This is a genomic window from Hyphomicrobium sp., assembly GCF_020852195.1.
In the GTDB taxonomy this organism is placed as follows: Bacteria; Pseudomonadota; Alphaproteobacteria; order Rhizobiales; family Hyphomicrobiaceae; genus Hyphomicrobium_C.
Genome location: NZ_JADZBI010000174.1, coordinates 18200 through 36351, shown reverse-complemented (window position 1 = coordinate 36351; position 18152 = coordinate 18200). Strand labels below are relative to the sequence as shown.

Genomic DNA, 18152 nt, shown 5'->3' with positions numbered 1-18152 from the left:
GTATCCAGAGCCAAGTGTGGAGTGATGCGGCGGGTATCTCAAATCAGCCTTGCCCACGCTTTATGCGCCGCCGAATAGTCTCCGTGGAGGCGTCCGAACCTAATTCACTCTTTACGAGCTTGGCGACCGCGCGACATCCCCACTGCGGATGCTTTTTCCAATATTTGTCGGCGACGTTCTGCCACTTTCTCCATTCTTCGCTTCTGGCATTTCGCCGCTGCCGGTTATGTGCGTCGCGGGCGGGGATGAATGCGCTGAGCTGCCCCACGCGGACAAGCGCGGTCGGCTCCCAAACCTTCTTTATTCTGATTTCCGTTTCCAGCCCGCCTATTGTTCGCATGAGTTCGCAGAGACGCAGCGGCCTAAGCTCTTGCCCGCTCGGGACAATGCTCTCGAGCTCCCTCAGGATCCGTGTTGCGGCCTCAATCAAAAAAAGAAGGCGTGCCGCATAACCGGCGGGGCTGTCACTCAATAGGAACTCGTCGTGCTTCGCCGCATTGTCGACGCTCATTATCGTGCCGCGCTTCCATTCTTCCGCCGAGTTGAAAAGCGCCCAAGCGCCGTTGTCAGCACGATGTTCCCAAACCGCTTCCACTGCGGCGCGGAGGTCCGGGCGTAGCTCTTCCCACTTTTCCTTGTCGAGCCAGAGCACCGGCCGCAGATCGTCCGGCAGGCCGAAGTGGCGGAGTGTTTTCTGGCACGCGACCCGATACTCCTCCCAAACTTCCTCGATCGGCGGCGCGATGACATTTCGCAACCCGCCTTCGGGAAGCGGCACGCCAGGTACATAGGTGACATGCTCTCGCTGGGTGATGCCCGAGCCGAGGGTTTTCTTGCTCGGGCTCATCGGATCGCCCTCAACCCGCGGACGTTCCCTGCGATCGGCGCCGGCCGTGCGCAGAACCCCGCCCAGGCCTCCATCAACTTGCGACGCTTCTCGAGAAGATCGCCGCGCTGGTACGCAGCCTCGGTCTTGTCGCCGAGGACGTGAGCGAGAGCAGCCTCCGCGATCTCACGGGGGAAGTTGGTCTGCTCGGCCGCCCAATCTCGGAAGGTCGATCGGAAGCCGTGAACGGTGAAAGTTCGGTCCCTCCGCTCTCGCAGGGCTTCCAACATGGCCATGTTCGAGAGGTGCTGGCCTTCGCGCGCACCATGGAACACGAACGGATTGCCCTTTATCCGCGGCACCGTCTTGAGGATCTCGATCGCCCGCGGGGACAGGGGCACGCGGTGCGGCCGACCGGATTTGGTGCGCTCGCCGGGAACGGTCCAGATCTTCTTTGCGAAATCGATTTCGTCCCAGCGCGCGTCGGTCACCTCGGCCGTGCGGCAAGCTGTGAGGATCGTGAACTCGAGCGCCTGCGCTGAGATTGAGTTCACGTCGCGAAGCTCCCGAACAAAAGCGCCGACCTCGGCATACGGCATGGCCGGCATGTGTCGAACCGCGCGCACCTTGGTTTTCGAAGGCAGGATCTTTTCGAGGTGGCCGCGCCAGCGGGCCGGATTCTCACCGGTGCGATGACCGCGAACGGACGCCCAATCAAGAACCGCCTCGATACGGCCGCGGACACGGCTCGCTGTCTCAGTCTTCTCGGTCCAGATCGGCTCGAGGATCCGTGTAATGTGCCCGATCTCGATGTCGGCCACGGATAGGTTGCCGATAACAGGATAGGCGTAAGTGGAAAGCGTCGCCTCCCACTGATCGGCGTGCTTTTCATTCTTCCAGCCCGCCCGGTGCGCGGCGATGTACTTCTCTGCCGCCTCCTTAAACGTCATGCGCTTGGCCGCCTCGGCGCGTGCCGCAAGGCGGAGGCTTGTCCGGTCCTCTATGGGGTCAATGCCGTCGAGAAGGGCCTGGCGCGCCTTCCTGGCGCGTTCACGGGCCTCTTGAAGGGTAAGCGTGTGGAGCGGACCCAGGCCCATGTGCCGGGCGCGGCCGTTCTTCATGAAGCGGAAGATCCACGCCTTGGTACCCCATTGGGAAACTTGCAGATAGAGGCCATGCCCGTCCGCGTAGCGGCCCGGCTCCTTGAGCTTGGCGACCTTCACCGCGCTGAGTCGGTTCGATTCCCGCACCGTCCGCCACCTTTCTAGCCGTCACCCTGCCTACAAAGCAGAGTTGGATGGTGCCGGAATGTTCCGGACACGTCCAGACGGAAAATGCGGGAATCGGCGTTGTACATCAGCGCATTGTTGGAGCGTTCTGGACGGAGCCGGATGGAGTGCTTCTAGACACCCCTTCCGCCAATTTTTTTCGCGCTCCGCATGGGCTCGCGGCCGGGTAGCTTTGCTCCCGAACCCTTCGGACTCAAGTTCGCACTCGCTCCTCGGGTTTCCGCCAGCTGCAACCGACAGCCCCATGGGCAGAGATTGAGCCCTCTATTCTTGCAGATTATCTATTTTAATCATGTGGTTGCATAGAGGGGCGTCTATTGGGTTGAGCCTATAGCCGATGTCGCTGGTGAAGTCGGTCGCTGCTTGGCGACAACGAAAAGGTCGCCGGTACCTTTTCGGGCCAGTCGTTAGGTCCGGTCACCATTCCTTCGTTATGGCGAGGCGGAACGATCTCGGCTCGAGCGGGTGGAAATGAATGTCTTCGACCGCCGACGCTCCGGACGGGAAGCTCGACTCGTAGAAGTAATCGATCTGGCTCGCGGTCTCGTCGAAGAGGTTGTAGGCGTCCACCTGAACGATCAGCCCGTCGCCGAACTTGTATCCGAGCCGGGCCGAGACCGGCGTACTGGACTCGGAGCGGACGCTGTTGTCCTCGATGAGCGGACGCGGTCCGAAGTAGCGCACGTTGATGCCGCCGAAGAAGCCGCCCCAGACGTCTTGAAACGAGAGCCCAGCCGTTATGACGCCTTCGATAGCACCCGGAATTCGCCTTCCGTCGGGAGAGTGATCCTTGAAGCGCGCGCGTGTGTAGGCGGCATCGAGGTCGAGAAACAGCCAGGGCAAGAGCTCGGCCTGGAGCGTGAACTCGGCGCCGATACGGCGACTCGGCCGGCTGGCCTCCGTGGTGCCCGCATCGCCAACGAAAACGATCTCGGAATCGAAATCGAGAAGGAACGCCGAAAGCGTGCTTGTGATGCCGCGCGTCGGCTGCGTCCTGATCCCAACCTCGGCACCTTCCGAGCGCACCAGCAGGGGCGCCGGATCGACCGGCTGCGGGGGCGTGCTCCCCGGATCTATCGTCGTCACCGTGCCGCGCGCGTCATTGCTATGGAAGCCGGTTCCTGCGTTCAGGTACAGCTCTGTGCTGGCCCAGGGGCCAAGCACGAGCCCTGCCTTGGGACTCAGAATCGCATCGGTCTCGTCCCCCGAGTTCTCGATGCGATCGCTCGACACATCGACGTGAAAGAGATCTCCGCGAAGGCCGACGGTCGTACGCAACCAGTCCGTCCAGCGCAGCGTATTCTCGACGAAGACACCGGCGCTCGCCTCCCTGACCGAGTCCTCGCGCACGGTCGAAAGCCGCTTGCGCTCTTTGGTATTGTACAATCCAACATCAATGTCGTCGTAGCGCGTGTCGAAACCGATGGTCGTCGCGCTCTTCACGCCGTCCGCCACGCTCGAGAAAAAGGTCTTGCTTGCGCTACCGCCCACGAGCACGCGGTCATCAGCCTGCTGGAACTGATCGCCGTTGGCGGGATCGTTGAGGAAGTACGTGAAGTTGTTGAACAGCGCCAGATCGCTTTTCACAAGATAGGCATTGACGCGTGTTGCGGAGTCCGAGTCCGTTGCGTGCCAGCGCCCGGATAGGCTGTAGCGGTGCGAGGTGCCGCCGTCCGTGGGATCGATGGCGCCGAAGCGATTGAGGATGCCGGACTCGACGGCGTATAGGGGGATCTGGTCGGTCGCGTTCCAGTGTCCCTCGTAGGCCATCGCCGTCAGCGCGAAGCCGTTGTTGTATGATCCATTGGAGTAGCGCACGACACCGTTAAGCCTGTGCACGTCGTTGGGGTTCTCCCACGGGCCGTCGAAACGTGCGATCTCGCCTGCAACCATCAGCGTCCCGTCCACTCCTACAGGAGCCGATGCCGCGGCAACGGCACGTCGATGTCCGAACTCTCCAATCTCGACCTTGGCGAAGCTAGGTTTCGGCATATCGAACACATCGAGATGGATGGCGCCAGCCGACGCGAAATCGCCCTCCGAGGCGAAGTAGGGGCCTTTACGAAACGCGAGCCCCCGAACGATCTCAGGAATGATGAAGTTGGTGTCCGCGTAGCCCTGGCCATGGCCATGAGTCCTCATGTTCACCGGCATGCCGTCGATGGTGATCGCAAGGTCCGTTCCGTGATCCAGATTGAAGCCGCGCAGAAAGTACTGGTTGGCTTTACCCTCGCCACTATGCTGCGTGACGATCAATCCTGGCACGGCCTCGAACAATTCGCCCGTTCTGTAGACCGGCCGTGCCGCCAGCTCCGACGCCGTGACCAAACCCTGGCTCGCAGCCTGTGCGACACCGATCTTGGCGGCGCGCGGATCCAACTCATCGGCCGGCGCGAACTCGAGCGCGCTCGCTTCCTCTTCGCTTGATGCGGACGATGGCGGCGCCTGCGGTCCTGACGGCGCTTTACTCGTCGCCTTCTTTGTCGCTTTCGGCTGCGTTGTCGTTACCGTTACGGTCGGGAGCTCTTGCACCTGCTGTGCGCGCGCCGCCGTGCCAAGCAACGCGACTACGAGAACAGACTCAGCCGCCACAACAAAACGCATGACACGCCTCCCGAATTGATCTTTTCATTCAGTCAAGGCGTGATAAAGTATGAAGTCTATTTCCAATCCTCATACTGTGAGCCGTTTTCGGCGAGTGAGGCGTGCGTGCAACGGATAACGATCACGATTGATAATCAACTTTACAATGCAATCGAAAAGCTCGCCGAAGCGCGGGGCTATCAAAACAGATCCGAAATAATTCGAGACCTCGTCCGGGCCGGGATATCGGAAACGGACGAAGCCTCGTCCTCCGGCGACTGTATCGCGAGCGTCGTCTACGTCTACGACCAGGAAACGCGCGACCTGCCCCAACGACTCGCGCATGCCTTCCAACGCGCCCATGATCTTTCGGTGGCGACCATGCGTATCTCTCTCGATCATGAGAGCTGCATGGAGGTTGCGGTTCTAAGAGGTAAATCCAAGGCAGTCCAGCAGCTTGCAAACGAGATTATCGCCGAGCGCGGCGCCCGCCATGGGCGGATCACGATGATCCCGGCAACGATCGAGACCACGCGCCACAGACACGGTGACCGGCACACGCATGCGCACGAGCACATCCGCGTCCGCTGAGCGCGCACGAATGTGTGCACGCCTCACGTAGAATTACGTACTTCCGAATAAAATACTCCGTCCTTTGCATTCTACGGCGCCCCTGCTCCTTTCGCGCCGTCAATGCACATGATGTCGCGCGACAATCTCAAGATTGCGGGAACTGCGGGCGAGTGCCTTCATAAAAGGCGCCGGACCCACAATTTGAGGTTCGCTTTTCAATGAAAAGCCGCTCTGCAGCACCGGCAAATTCCGCATCAATAATGCGACGCAATATAATCTGAAAGGGATGAGACGCGATGAAAGTTTGCGATCTTCTCAATGGAAAAGAAAATCATGTGCTGACGGTAAAGCCGAATGAAACAATCGGCACGCTCGCACGCTTGCTTCAGCGGCACCGCGTCGGCGTGATGGTTGTCAGCCACGACGGCCGAACGCCAGACGGCATCATCTCCGAACGCGACATTGCCTACAGCCTGGCCGAGCGCCGTGGCGAGTTGCACCTTTTGCCAGTGTCGGCGTTGATGACGCGCCGCGTGGTCACATGCACGCCTGAGTGCCATCTATCGGAGGTGATGCGCCTGATGAAGCAACATCACATTCGGCACGTCCCGGTGGTCAACGGCACCCAACTTGTCGGCATTGTAAGCATACGCGACATGATGGAGCATCGCCTGAACGAAATGGAGCGACGATACAGCTCCGTCGAGCACTTGGTGACGCTGACGGACTAGCCGGTCGCGGCGCAGGCTGCTTTCCTCCTGCGCCGCTCCCGATGATCCACCCCCTAAAGCCAGCCGCCGATCAGCGCCACACCGGCCAGAGACAACGCGGCCCCTCCGACCTGGCTGACATTCTCCCCGGCCCGGCCAATGCGGCCGATCCCGAGCCCCAATGCGATGCCAATCGCATGCAAGAGGGCCGTTGCCAGCATGAACCCGAACGCATAGCCGGCCGCCGAGGCATCGGCGGGCATCTCCGCGCCATGGGCGAACCCGTGGAAGATCGCGAAGAAGCCAACGAGCGCCATGGCGGCGACTGTCGGCATCGTCAGGCGCAATGCAACGGCAAGCCCCAGAACGACCACCGACGCGGCGATGCCGAGCTCGACGTAGGGCAGCGACGCGTGCGCCATGCCCAATAGGCCACCGGCCGCCATCATGACGATGAACGCCGCCGGCACCATCCAGATCGCGCGTCCACCGAGGCTCGCGCCCAAGAGGCCGACGGCGACCATCGCAAGCACGTGGTCTAGGCCACCGATCGGAGGGGCAAGGCCGTGCATGAACCCGTGCGCGTCACCCGCGCCGACATGCGCGGCGGCGGGCGTGGCGAGCGCCATGGCGATTATGGTGGCAGCGCCAAGCCACTGCCCGAAAGTCCTTATTTTCATCTGTTCAAGTCCTCCCAGTTGAAGATTGACGTTGGCGTTCAGAACGGGCTTGCGCGCACGGCCGCAGCCTGCTCGCGAACCCAGCCGTACCAGGCCGCCAACCCTTCGCCCGTACGGGCGGATACCCGGAACACGGCAATGTCGGGGTTCACGACGCGGGCGTTCTCGACGGCTTTCTCGACATCGAAATCGAGGTGCGGAACAAGGTCGATCTTGTTGAGCAGCACAGCCCGGCTGGCCTGGAACATGTGCGGGTATTTGAGCGGCTTGTCCTCGCCTTCGGTGACGGAGAGGATGGCCACCTTCGCGTGCTCGCCGAGATCGAACAGAGCAGGACACACGAGGTTGCCGACATTCTCGATCAAGACCATGGATCCGACGGGCGGCTTCAACTCCGCCAACCCGCGCGCGATCATGTCCGCTTCGAGATGGCATCCCGTGCCGGTGTTGACCTGCACGCAGGGCGCTCCGGCGGCCCGGATCCGCTCGCTGTCGTTGACGGTGGCCTGATCGCCCTCGATCACGGCAATGAAAGCCTCGCTCCCCAGATCGCGGATCGCGCGCTCGAGCAACGTCGTCTTTCCGGACCCCGGAGAGCTGACCAGATTGAGCGCCAGGATCTCGCGACCTCGGAACCACGCACGGTTCCTTTCGGCCAAGGCGTCATTTTTCGCGAGAAGCCTGGCTTCGAGAGTTACGATGGTCTCTTGCTCGCTTTTGGCCGCGTGATCATGGGCGTAGCCGTGCACATGCGGGTGGCTGTGCGTCGTGCCATCGGCATGTGTGTGCTCATGAGCGTGGTGATGATGGTGATGGTGGCCAGCGTGCTCGTGGGTATGGTGGTGGCGGTCATGGTCGTGATGATGATCATGGTGGTGGCCATGATGGTGCGGATGGCTGTGCCGTGTTCCGTCCTCATGCACATGCTCGTGGTCATGATCGCGCGCGTCTCGGTCGAGCGTTGCCGTCAAGCCGGACTCGAGATTGGTGATCGTGACTCTATTGGTGCCGCTACATCCGCATGTTCCGCACATCACGCAGCCTCCTCAAGCTCGATGGTTTTGATCTTCAGCTCTTCGCCGGCCAGGCGCTCGCACTCGCGGCTGCCGCAGGCACAGGCAGTGAAAAGCGTCGGCATCGCGTAGACGGTTCCGCAGGCCAGGCAACGCGCCTGGGCGTCGATTTCGCGAATCTCGAGCTCCGCGCCATCGAGCGCGGTGCCCTCAGCCACAGTGTCGAAGCAGAAGCGAATGGCTTCCGTCATGACACCCGACAACCGTCCGACCTCGAGCGTGACCTTGAGCACGCGGCGCCCTTGAGCGGCCTCGGAGGCGATGGCGACGACATTTCTCGTGATGCCAAGCTCGTGCATGTCAGCAGATCCTCGGCAGTTGGTCGCCGACCAGCATGTCGACGATGCGGGTTCCGCCGAACACCGTGCTCATAACCACACGTCCCGGCTCGCCGTTTTTTACTTCTCCAATCACTGCGGCTTCTTGCCCGAACGGATGCGAGCGCAGGGCTTGAATCGCGGCGTCGGCTTCGTCCGGCGGAACGATGGCGACGATTTTCCCTTCGTTGGCGAGATAGAGAGGATCGAGGCCAAGAATCTCGCAGAAGGCGCGGACCTCCGGCCGCAGAGGCGTCACGCGCTCATCGATAGCGATGGATACTTGCGATGCCTGCGCCATCTCATTGAGCACGGTGGCGACACCGCCCCTTGTCGCGTCGCGGATGGCGCGCGTTCCCGGAGCCGCAGCGAGGAGCGCATCGATCATGCCATTGAGCGGTGCGCAGTCGCTCTCGATAGGGCTGTCGAGGGCCATGTCGCCGCGCGCGCCGAGGATGGCGGCACCGTGATCGCCGAGTACGCCGTTGACAAGCACGACATCGCCCGGACGCGCCCTGTCGGCGCCGAGTGTCACATCGGTCCGGATGACGCCGATGCCGGTGGTGGTCAGGAAGATCTTGTCGCAGGCGCCTCTCTGGACGACCTTGGTGTCGCCGGTGACGATTTCGACGCCTACCTCACGCGCCGTCGCCGCCATGGATGCCGCGACGCGCCGCAGCAGGTCGACCTCGACGCCCTCCTCCACGATTGCCGCGCAGGACAGGTAGAGCGGTTGCGCTCCACCTACGGCCAGATCGTTGACTGTGCCGCACACCGCGAGCTTGCCGATGTCGCCTCCCGGGAAGAACAGCGGATGGACGACGAATGAGTCGGTCGTGAAGGCGAGCCGATCGCCATATCGGGCAAGGTCCGAGAGATCGAAGCGCGCCTGATCCTCGAGCGGTGCCAGCGCCGCGTTGTCGAAAGTCGACACGAACACATCGTCGATCAGATCCTTCATGGCCTTGCCGCCGCCGCCGTGGGCCAGCGTGACCTTCGGGACCGAGATGTGGCCGAAGCTGCGACGGCGGGGCGTGGGCATGACGTTCACGACACGGCCTCGCGCTTCTTGACACCGCCGTACTGGTAATAGGCCGCGCAGGCGCCTTCCGACGACACCATCAGCGCGCCGAGCGGCGTCTCGGGATTGCACGCGCTCCCGAACACCTTGCACTGCCAGGGCTTGATCACGCCCTTCAGAACCTCGCCGCACTGGCAGGATTTCGGATCGGCGATCTTGATGTTGGGGGTAGCGAACTTCGCTTCCGCATCGAAGGCGCGGTATGCCGCGCGGATCCGGACGCCCGAGTGATCGATGGATCCAAGGCCCCGCCACTCGAAGAACTCGCGCAGCTCGTAGACTTCGCTCAAAGCCGTGAGCGCGGCCCTGTTGCCTGCGTCCGGGACGATGCGCGCGTATTGGTTCTCAATCTCGGCCCGGCCCTCCTTGATCTGCTTCAGCACCATCCAGATCGACTGCAGGACATCGAGAGGCTCGAATCCCGCAACCACCATCGGCCGCTTATAGTGGTGCGATATGAACTCGTAAGGCGCCGTGCCGATCACCATGGAAACGTGGCCCGGCCCAAGGAAGCCATCGAGTTGCAGGTCAGGGCTATCGAGGATGGCCTTGATCGTTGGTACGATGGTGATGTGATTGCAGAAGACGGAGAAGTTCTCGACGCCCTCGGCCTGGGCTTGCAGGATCGTCAGCGCCGTCGACGGGATCGTCGTCTCGAAGCCGATGGCGAAGAAGACCACTTCGCGATCCGGGTTCTTCTTGGCAAGCGCGAGCGCGTCCATGGGCGAATAGACCATGCGCACGTCGGCGCCGTCGGCCTTGGCCTGCAGCAGGCTTTTCTTCGATCCCGGCACGCGCATGGCGTCGCCGAATGTCGTGAAAATCACCTCCGGGCGTTCCGCGATGGCAACGCAATCGTCGACGCGCCCCATCGGAAGCACGCAGACCGGGCAGCCGGGTCCGTGCACCAGCTCGATCTCCTTCGGCAGCATGCCTTCGAGGCCATAGCGGAAGATCGAATGGGTATGTCCGCCGCACACCTCCATGATCGCGATCGGCCGCTCCTTCGCCACGTCGATCTCGGCGACCAGCTTGTCGATCTCGTGGACCAGCACTTTCGCCTTCTCGGCGTCACGGAACTCCTCGACGTATTTCATGCCGCCGCTCCTTTGCTGGCTGCGGACCCGCGGTCGTCGGCCAGCAGCGTATGAACGAGATCCCAGAGGATGTGGTAGGCCGTGACGTGGCATTCCTGGGTGCGATGGATCGATTGCGTCGGCACCACGAGGCAGTAGTCGACGGCACCCGACGTTTTCATGCGCCCGCCGTCGCCGCCGGCCAGCCCGATAGTCACGAGCCCCATTTCCTTCGCCTTGGCGAACGCCGCGATGAGGTTCGTCGAGTTGCCGCTCGTCGAGATCCCGATGAGGCCGTCGCCTGCGCGGCCCTGGGCGATGATCTGGCGCACGAAGACGTGCTCGAATCCGACGTCGTTGCCGACGGCGGAGATCATGGCGAGGTCGGCGACCAGATTGGTCGCGGCGAGCGCCGGCCGGCCGGCCGTGATGGGATGCACGAACTCGACGGCAACGTGTGAGGCATCGCAGCTCGACCCGCCATTGCCCATCGAGAAGAGCCGCCCGCCGCGGCGATAGAGATCCGCAAGGGCCTTCGCCGCCGCGACAAGCGTCGTCCCGCTCTCGGCGAAGAATGCGGCGTTCGTGTCTCGGCTCTCGCGCGCCTTCTCGGCAACGGAATGCAAGAGCGCAGCATCGAGCTTTTCCGGATCCTGCGCTTTGCCGTGTAGAAACGGATAGAGACTCGAAAGTTCGGTCTCATTGGGCATGGCACGCCCTCCTATGCTGCTCCGGAGAGACGCATGGCCTCCATCTCGGCCTGCGCCTCGCCAAGCTCGGTCAACACTTTCAGGGTTTCAGCGGCTTCTGCTTCGTCGATGCGGCTCATCGCAAATCCGACGTGGACGAGCACCCAGTCGCCGACGCAGGCCTCGACCGGATGGTCCTCCGACACGATGCAGGCGACGTTGATCTGGCGCTTGACGCCGGAGACGTCGACCGTAGCCAGCTTTCTCACCGCATCGTCGATGGCTACGATGCGCCCTGGGATTCCGAGGCACATGGGTTGCTTCCTCCGATTGGTCTTATGTCTTGCGTGCCGTTTCTTATGATTTGCGCCGCAGCGATCGCCGCCTGACCGAGCGCTAGTCCCCCATCTCCCGCGGGGACAACCTTCTGCGTCAGGACGGAGAAACCCTGCTCCTCGAGCAGGCGGACGGTCAGCTCCAGAAGAATGCGATTCTGGAAGCAGCCGCCGGAGAGCGCCACGGTGTCGAAGCGAGCTCCTGTCTCGCTGTCGCGCCGGGCGAGCTTGACGGCCATTGCGCAAAGAACGCGCGCGAGGCCGCGATGGAGTCGGGCAGCGATAACGCCGGCCGGAGTCTTGAGGATGAGGTCGCCGAACACAGCGTTCCACACGGCGAGCGGCTCGATGTAAGGCAGGCCCGACTGTTTGAGGTTCGGGATGGTGAACGGATAGTCGAGAGCGCGATCCTCGTTGTCGAGTGCATCCCGGTCGACGGTGGCCTCGAGCTGAGCCGCAGCCTCGCCTTCGTAACTTTGCCGCTCGAACGCGAGCCCGAGGGCGGCCGCCATGGCGTCGAACAGCCGGCCGCACGACGATGCCTTGGGCGCGTTCACGCCATCCGCCAGCATTGCGTCGAGGATTTTGCGCGGCTTCGCGGCCAGCGCGCGATGGATGTCGAGCTCCGCAAAGTTCATCGCGAAGTTGCACCAGCCCATCTCGGCCATCAGGTGTGCATAGAGATTGCGCCAGGGCTCGCGGGAGGCTTTGTCGCCACCCAGCATCGGAACAGGCTTGAATGTTCCGAGCCGCGTAAAGCCGACGTAGTCAGCCAGCAGGAACTCGCCACCCCAGATTTCGCCGTCCGATCCGTAGCCGAGGCCGTCGAGCGGAATCCCGAGCACGGGAGACGCATCCAGCGGGTGGCCGTTTTCGGCAAGGCAACTCGCAATGTGCGCGTGATGATGTTGAACGTGGAGAAGCGGCATCCCGTCGGCTGCGGCCATCTTCCTGGCGAGCGCGGTGCTACGGTAGGTCGGATGCAGGTCCGCCACGATCATGCCAGGGGATGCTGCAAGCATCTCGCGGAAGAGAGCGATCGTGCGCGTGAGGTCGTCGAATGTCTGCACGTCGTCGAGATCGCCGATGTGCTGGGACAGCACCGCGTTGCCGGACTTTACGAAACAGAAGGTCGATTTGAGATCGCCGCCCAGCGCAAGCAGCTCAGGCGCCGTCTCGAATCCGCGCGGCAGGCGCACAGGCGCGGGCGCGTAACCCCGTGAGCGCCGCAGAACGCGGACCGCGCCAGCCGCGAACCGTACGACGGAATCGTCCACGCGGTTGAGGATGTCACGGTCATGCACCAGCGCGAACGGCGCAATCGTCCCGAGCCTTTCGCGCGCGTCCTCATCTGAGATGACCTGCGGCGTATTCGAGATGTTGCCCGAGGTCATGACGACAGGACGCCTCATGCGGCGCAGGAGCAGCGTGTGCAGCGGTGTCGTAGGCAACATGAAGCCGAGCGTGGAAAGACCCGGTGCAATCGCATCGGGAAGGCGCTTGCCGCCCGCGGCCTGAAGCAGAACGATAGGCCCGGCCGCGCTCGTGAGCGTCGCTTCCTCTTCCGTTCCGACGGCGGCGTAATCGCGGATGACGTCGAGGTCACGCGCCATGAGCGCGAACGGTTTGCGGTCACGCTGCTTCAAGGCACGCAGTCGTTCGACAGCAACAGCCTGTGTCGCATCGCAAGCGAGATGATAGCCGCCGAGCCCCTTAATGGCGACGATCTCGCCTTTCTGAATGAGCCCGAGCGTCGCGTCGACGTCGTCCAGCATCGAGCTCTGATCAAAGCTTACGGCGCGTCCGTCGAAACGGATGAGCCGAGCGCGCGGCCCGCACACATGACACGCCGTCGTCTCGGCATGGAAGCGGCGGTCGGCCGGATCGCCATACTCGGCCGCGCACGCAGGGCAAAGATCGAAGGCCGCCATACTGGTCGCCGTGCGGTCATAGGGCATACGGGCGATGATGGTGAGGCGCGGACCGCAATTGGTGCAGGTCGCGAACGGATAGCGATAGCGGCGCGAGAACGGATCGAGGATTTCGGCAGCGCAATCCGCGCACACGACCGCATCCGGCGGCACCTCGGTATCGGCTGTGCCATGCTGGCTTTCGACGATGTCGAAATGGTCGGGAACAGGCCCCGCATAGGGGAGCACATCGATGCTTTCGATCGCCGCCAAAGGCGGACACTCGGTCTCGAGGCGAGCGATGAACGTCGAAAGCGTGGCGGTTTCTCCGGCAGCGCGGATCAACACGCCCTCGGCATCGTTGAGCACCGTTCCGCGCAAACTCAGCTCGCGCGCCAGACGCCAGACTGTCGGACGGAAGCCGACGCCCTGCACACGCCCCCGCACTCGGATCTGAAGCGCCTGGGTTCCGGGGGCGCCAACGAGAGCGGAAGCAGGAGTGGCTGCGGTCATGGCGCGGCCTCCCAGATCAGCACCCGGTTGTTGCCGCTGTCGGCGACGACAACTGTCGAGCCACAGGCCGAAATCCCGTACGGCCAGCACAGGCTGTCGCGTTGCTGTACGCCCCAGCGGTTCTCGCCCTTGTCTTCGAAAGTCGATTGACCCGCGAGCCAGAGCGCCGCCGCCTCCATGGCGAGACCGTCGAGGTCATAGCCGACGATCCGGCAGTTGGCAGTGTCCGCTGCCACGAGCTTGCGGCCGAGCACGGCGACGCCATAGGGCATGTTCAGCGATGCAGCAGTCGGGTAGTAGGCCGCCTGGTTGTGATCGACGCCTGCCGTATGGCGCTGGCCGAGAACGAACGCACATGGTGCGCCGTTGCGGCCCGGCGGGGTCTCCCAAACCATGATACGGTTGTTGCCCGCGTCGGCGACGAAGAGACGATCACCGTCCGTCGCCACGCCGTGGGGCCAGCGCATTCCGGCGGCACCGGGCACGCGTCCCCCGTTCTCGTCGCGCGTTTCGAAACCGTCCTGCCCGAGCACGAGATCGGCCGGCGTGCCGCTGGCCTCGGGAATGCCGTTCCACTTGAGCACACGACGGTTTCCGGTGTCGGCCACGTAGAGCGCACCGTCCGCGATCGCGACGCCATAGCACCAGTTGAGGCTGGCGGCGGTGGGTGCATCGCTGCCGCGGTTCGGCGCATTGCTCACGAAGTCGCTTTGTCCAAGCACGACATCCGCGGGCTGGTTCGATCTTGTGGGATACCCGTGCCAGATGAGGACGCGATGGTTCCACGCGTCGGCGACGGCTAGCACACCATCCCGCGCGGCGAGGCCGGTCGGCACATTGAGAGTCGACGCTCCCACAGGGCCGCGAGCATTTCGCCCCTCAGACCTGAAGTCGGGCTGGCCTATGAGGAGATCCGCGGGCGTTACGTCGTGTCCTGGAGCCGCATTCCAGACCATCAGCCGGTGATGGCCCGTGTCGCACACGAACAGCGGGCCAGCCTCGCCGCCAAGCGCTGCACCGCGCGGCCCGAACAGCGTTCCATCCGACGGCGCGATCGGCTCGACGAGCCCCATTCGAGGAACCCGCTGGCCGAGAATGATGCGGGCGCCGCTCGCGTCCAGCAACGCGGAGGGGAGCGGTGTGCGCTCCCTGTCTTTCCGGCGTACTGGGTTCAACGAGACGCGCATCGCTATTCTTGCAACCTCACTTCGATACGCGATCCGACGACACGGACAGCATGCGGTTGAAGTTGCACGGCGGGGGCGGTCAGGCATTCGCCGCTCGAAAGGTCATAGCGGAAGCCGTGATAGGGACAGGTGATGATGCCGTCCTCGATGTCTCCGTCGTCGAGCGCCAGCCCGAGATGCGCGCAGGCATTCTGGAAACACGTCACGATAGAGCCGCGCCGAGAGAGCAGAACCTTCTCGCCTTCGAGACACAGCGCCTTGATGCCGCCCTCGGGTATGTCCGAGAGCTTTGCAGCGTAGTGCCATTGTCCGCCCGCTCCGAGCGCGAATGGGCTCACGAACCGCACAGTCTCGCCGTTGGCTGGCGAGGAAGCCATACCCTTCACCTGGAGGATCTCGGTGATCTCGGGACAGGCCTCCTCGACCGCCTTCTTCACGCCGGCGTGGAAGGTGAGTGCAGAAGCTGGACAGCCGTCGCACGATCCCGTGAAGCGTACCTCGATGGCGGGCGGCGCGATGCCGACGAGCTCCACGTCACCGCCGTGAGAGGCGAGCATCGGACGAATGCTCTCCAGCGCCGCCTCGACGCGCTCGGTGAGGCTCGGCTTGACAAGGCCGTGCCGGCGCATAACGGCATAGACGACCTCGTCGGTTACGGCCTGCTTCATGGCTGCGAGCGCTGCGGGGTCGCGTTTGAGAGCGGCTACGAGGCGGCGCAACGCCTCGCCGTTGAGCGTCTCTAAGGCGAGACCGTAAGCGCGCGCGGCGCCACGGGCCGTCTCATCCCAGCCGTCGAAGATCATCTCCAGCCGCTCGACGTCGCCAACGAGATGAGCGAAATCGTTGCGCTCGCTCTCGGGCGCTGTGGACGCAGTGGATATGGCCCCGAGCGCGGACACCTGACCTACCGATAGCGAAGGTTGCGGAAGAGATATGGCTGCAGCGCGCCGGCGATGAACCCCGCGAGAGCGGCGGCGGGAACCAAAGCGAGGCCGCCCTCGCGGGCCGCGACGAGGACGATCGCCGCGATGAGAATGCCGAGCGCAAGCTGCGTGTAGGCTTTCAACGGCTCGGCAAAGAGCTTGCCTTGAAAGAAGAGGCTCGCCGAGCTCCTGACCATCTCAAGCATCGTTCGTCTCCCTAGCCGATGTACGCGGTTGCGAGGAGACCGAGCACGACACCGACAGTGCCTGCGACGACGCCGTAGAAGGCACCCATGAACGCCGCGAGCTCCGTCCCCAACGCCTTGCCGCCTGTCACGATGCCGCCCACAGTTCCGCCCAGCAACGCGGCGACAATGCCGGCGACGAGCGCGAGCGCCGTTGAATCCAAGAGAGCCCCTTCCATCATTGCACCTGGTCTCCTTCTCTGCGGTGTCCGTTCGCTGATCCGGTGCGATTCGTATGCGCGACCGACAGGCTCTCGCGGCTGATCTGGTCGATAGCCTCGGCCATAATGCGGGCCTTCTCCTGCTCTCCCGCGGCATTGAAGATCTCGCGTGCCTCCGCATAAAGCCTTGCAGCTATTGCGAGGTTCTGCCGGTTGCCGGCGTCCTGATTCTCGGGATCGTCAGGAAGATTCCAGACGCAGTTCGCCTTGTTGGCGATGGTATTTGCATAGGCGACGGGCATGGCCTCGCGCGTACGCACCTTCAGCGCCTCGTCGTAGGCTTCGAGCGCGCGCACGTTGTTTTCGACGGCGTGGCTCGACGACGCATACTGAAGCGCGTTACCGAGGTTGTTCTGCAACATCGCGTACTCGGCAGGATGGTCGATCAGGTTGACGACCTTAAGCCCCTCTTCGAAGGCCTGAACGGCGAGGGCCTCGCGCATTTTCGCGCGTTCATCGGCAAAGGGGATGGATAGAAAAGCCGTTGCGAGATTGTTCTGAAGGATCGCGTATTCCTTAGGGAACCGAGCGCGATCAAAGGTACGGAGCGCGCGCTGATAGGCGGAGATGGCGTCGGTGATGCGCGCCTTCCCGGCGCCGGCAAGGCTTTGCAACACGAGGCCGAGGTTCATCTCGATCTCGGCCAGCTCCTCGGGCGCGCCGTCCGTGCGAATGACGGGAAGTGCCTCGTCAAGCGCCTCACGCGCCTTGTCGAGCGAATCCGTGCCCGCCTCAGGCAATGCCTGCAAGGCCGTGGCCTTGCGTGCGCGGATGCGTGCGGCAAGCAGCGGCTGCTCGGGCGGACAGAGTGTGAGCGCGCGCTCGTATAGCTCGACGGCAACGATCAGCTCTTGGGGAGACCTGGGCTTCACCTGCAGGCCGATGGCAATCTCCATCAGCATCTCGGCGCGGTCGGCGGGGCTTGCCGTCTCTGCTTCGGCAGCAGCGAGAGCGGCGTTGACCTGCTCCTCGACTCCGATTGCCACGCCACACCCTCCCGTGATCCGCTTCTTCGAGCGGTAAAGTTCATTGGCAATAGAGTAAGCGCATTACATCAAAATTGTCTATGAAAATTGCATAATGTAAACTTAGTTATCAGTCGAATGCGCCCACTGCGATCAGAGCGGCCCGCTGCTCGTCCCACGCCGCCGAAAGGGTGAGCTGGATGTCGTCATCCACGCCGTTGTCTCGGAAGAAGTCCGCGGCAACGACGGCGCGGTCGCCAGAGCCCGAGCGGAGCTTGATCACATAGCCGCCCGCCGCTTGATGGCGCACGGGAAGGATCACGAGATTGCTGCCGTCGCGCAGCAGCACGACGTTGTCCAAACGATCGAAGAAGCGCTCATAGACTTGACGCGTAAGATGCAGCGCCCCGCGCCGCACGACGAGAACGCAGCCGTCGGTCATGATCGGGTCTCCGGACAAGGTCTGCTCTCCGTGCGCGCCATGATGCGAGCCTCGATCCGCTGCGCAACGACGGCAACGGAGCGGGCAACGTCCGCAGTAAGTTCGCAACCGAGCTCGAGGGAGTGCGCCTCGATGAGAAAAGCCGTCACGTCCTTGGGAAACGCGTCGCGGTAGATCTGCCGGCCTGCGTAGAGTGCGTGATCCCAGCGAAAATCGTGCAAGTTGAGGGAGGGCGTGTGTTTCGTCTCCACTTCGCTTCCGGGCACCTCGAAAATGGCGCCAGCCTCCGCCTCGGTCCGACAGCTATCGACCACGATCAGCGTCGTGCATCCACGGGCCGCGAACATGACGGCCATCCCGTCGGTCCCGGCATCGAGCAACTGAACATCGGGGCGCCGACGGAGCGCTTCCGATCCCTTGAGGAGCCTGATGACCTCAAGCCCCGCTGCGTCGTCCGTTCTGTTGGCGTTTCCACACCCGATGACAGCGATCATTGAACCCGAGCCCCGGACAT

21 protein-coding genes are annotated in these 18152 nt (G+C 63.2%); 2 read left to right on the top strand and 19 right to left on the bottom strand.

The features are described 5' to 3' along the window. Positions 1–43: 43 nt before the first annotated feature. The 3 genes from IT540_RS15055 to IT540_RS15045 form a co-directional block, all read right to left on the bottom strand. Positions 44–847, bottom strand: coding sequence for a hypothetical protein (locus IT540_RS15055; RefSeq protein WP_291179597.1), 804 nt, complete (start codon positions 845–847; stop codon positions 44–46). After that, the gene (locus IT540_RS15050) at positions 844–2076 is read right to left on the bottom strand and encodes a site-specific integrase (RefSeq protein ID WP_291179594.1); all 1233 of its coding nucleotides are present in this window, start codon (positions 2074–2076) and stop codon (positions 844–846) included. Before IT540_RS15050 ends, IT540_RS15055 begins: the two co-directional genes overlap by 4 nt. 456 nt (positions 2077–2532) lie before the next feature. Then, the gene (locus IT540_RS15045) at positions 2533–4719 is read right to left on the bottom strand and encodes a TonB-dependent receptor (RefSeq protein ID WP_291179591.1); all 2187 of its coding nucleotides are present in this window, start codon (positions 4717–4719) and stop codon (positions 2533–2535) included. A 105-nt stretch (positions 4720–4824) separates the two neighbouring features. Between IT540_RS15045 and nikR the strand changes: the two genes are divergently transcribed. Together nikR and IT540_RS15035 are read left to right on the top strand one after the other, a co-directional pair. Further along, positions 4825–5289, top strand: coding sequence for a nickel-responsive transcriptional regulator NikR (gene nikR, locus IT540_RS15040; RefSeq protein ID WP_291179588.1), 465 nt, complete (start codon positions 4825–4827; stop codon positions 5287–5289). Positions 5290–5567: 278 nt separating this feature from the next. Next, the gene (locus IT540_RS15035; RefSeq protein WP_291179585.1) at positions 5568–6002 is read left to right on the top strand and encodes a CBS domain-containing protein; all 435 of its coding nucleotides are present in this window, start codon (positions 5568–5570) and stop codon (positions 6000–6002) included. 53 nt (positions 6003–6055) lie between these two features. Here the strand turns inward: IT540_RS15035 and IT540_RS15030 are convergent, their stop codons facing one another. The 16 genes from IT540_RS15030 to IT540_RS14960 form a co-directional block, all read right to left on the bottom strand. Next, a complete protein-coding gene (locus IT540_RS15030) occupies positions 6056–6661 on the bottom strand; it encodes a HupE/UreJ family protein (protein ID WP_291179582.1) in 606 nt (201 codons plus the stop codon). A 38-nt stretch (positions 6662–6699) separates the two neighbouring features. Next, entirely contained in the window at positions 6700–7410 is a 711-nt protein-coding gene (gene hypB / locus IT540_RS15025; protein WP_366029993.1) for a hydrogenase nickel incorporation protein HypB, read from the bottom strand. Then, on the bottom strand, positions 7356–7580 hold the full coding sequence (locus tag IT540_RS20850) for a hypothetical protein (RefSeq protein WP_366029991.1): 225 nt from the start codon (positions 7578–7580) through the stop codon (positions 7356–7358). Before IT540_RS20850 ends, hypB begins: the two co-directional genes overlap by 55 nt. Positions 7581–7694: 114 nt before the next feature. Beyond that, on the bottom strand, positions 7695–8033 hold the full coding sequence (locus tag IT540_RS15020) for a hydrogenase maturation nickel metallochaperone HypA (protein ID WP_291179577.1): 339 nt from the start codon (positions 8031–8033) through the stop codon (positions 7695–7697). A 1-nt stretch (position 8034) separates the two neighbouring features. Continuing rightward, entirely contained in the window at positions 8035–9102 is a 1068-nt protein-coding gene (gene hypE, locus IT540_RS15015; protein ID WP_291179574.1) for a hydrogenase expression/formation protein HypE, read from the bottom strand. Next, complete coding sequence (hypD, locus tag IT540_RS15010) at positions 9099–10229, bottom strand: hydrogenase formation protein HypD (RefSeq protein WP_291179571.1); 1131 nt, start codon at positions 10227–10229, stop codon at positions 9099–9101. The genes hypE and hypD overlap by 4 nt, the downstream gene beginning before the upstream one ends. After that, positions 10226–10918, bottom strand: coding sequence for an SIS domain-containing protein (locus IT540_RS15005; protein ID WP_291179568.1), 693 nt, complete (start codon positions 10916–10918; stop codon positions 10226–10228). The genes hypD and IT540_RS15005 overlap by 4 nt, the downstream gene beginning before the upstream one ends. Before the next feature lie 11 nt (positions 10919–10929). After that, complete coding sequence (locus tag IT540_RS15000) at positions 10930–11211, bottom strand: HypC/HybG/HupF family hydrogenase formation chaperone (RefSeq protein WP_291179565.1); 282 nt, start codon at positions 11209–11211, stop codon at positions 10930–10932. Next, on the bottom strand, positions 11181–13655 hold the full coding sequence (gene hypF / locus IT540_RS14995) for a carbamoyltransferase HypF (RefSeq protein ID WP_291179562.1): 2475 nt from the start codon (positions 13653–13655) through the stop codon (positions 11181–11183). Before hypF ends, IT540_RS15000 begins: the two co-directional genes overlap by 31 nt. Further along, on the bottom strand, positions 13652–14728 hold the full coding sequence (locus IT540_RS14990) for an NHL repeat-containing protein (RefSeq protein WP_291179559.1): 1077 nt from the start codon (positions 14726–14728) through the stop codon (positions 13652–13654). Before IT540_RS14990 ends, hypF begins: the two co-directional genes overlap by 4 nt. A gap of 116 nt (positions 14729–14844) precedes the next feature. Next, positions 14845–15741, bottom strand: a complete 897-nt coding sequence (locus tag IT540_RS14985; protein WP_291179556.1) for a NifU family protein — start codon at positions 15739–15741, stop codon at positions 14845–14847. Positions 15742–15746: 5 nt separating this feature from the next. Then, on the bottom strand, positions 15747–15971 hold the full coding sequence (locus IT540_RS14980) for a hypothetical protein (protein WP_291179553.1): 225 nt from the start codon (positions 15969–15971) through the stop codon (positions 15747–15749). Positions 15972–15982: 11 nt separating this feature from the next. Further along, positions 15983–16192, bottom strand: coding sequence for a hypothetical protein (locus tag IT540_RS14975; RefSeq protein WP_291179550.1), 210 nt, complete (start codon positions 16190–16192; stop codon positions 15983–15985). Next, positions 16189–17217 (bottom strand): hypothetical protein, encoded by a 1029-nt coding sequence (locus IT540_RS14970; RefSeq protein WP_291179547.1) that lies wholly within the window; start codon positions 17215–17217, stop codon positions 16189–16191. Before IT540_RS14970 ends, IT540_RS14975 begins: the two co-directional genes overlap by 4 nt. Positions 17218–17326: 109 nt before the next feature. Beyond that, positions 17327–17638 carry a hypothetical protein gene (locus IT540_RS14965; RefSeq protein ID WP_291179545.1) on the bottom strand — a complete coding sequence of 104 codons (312 nt, stop codon included), beginning with the start codon at positions 17636–17638 and terminating at the stop codon, positions 17327–17329. Next, entirely contained in the window at positions 17635–18132 is a 498-nt protein-coding gene (locus tag IT540_RS14960; protein ID WP_291179542.1) for a hydrogenase maturation protease, read from the bottom strand. Before IT540_RS14960 ends, IT540_RS14965 begins: the two co-directional genes overlap by 4 nt. Between the last annotated feature and the right edge of the window lie 20 nt (positions 18133–18152).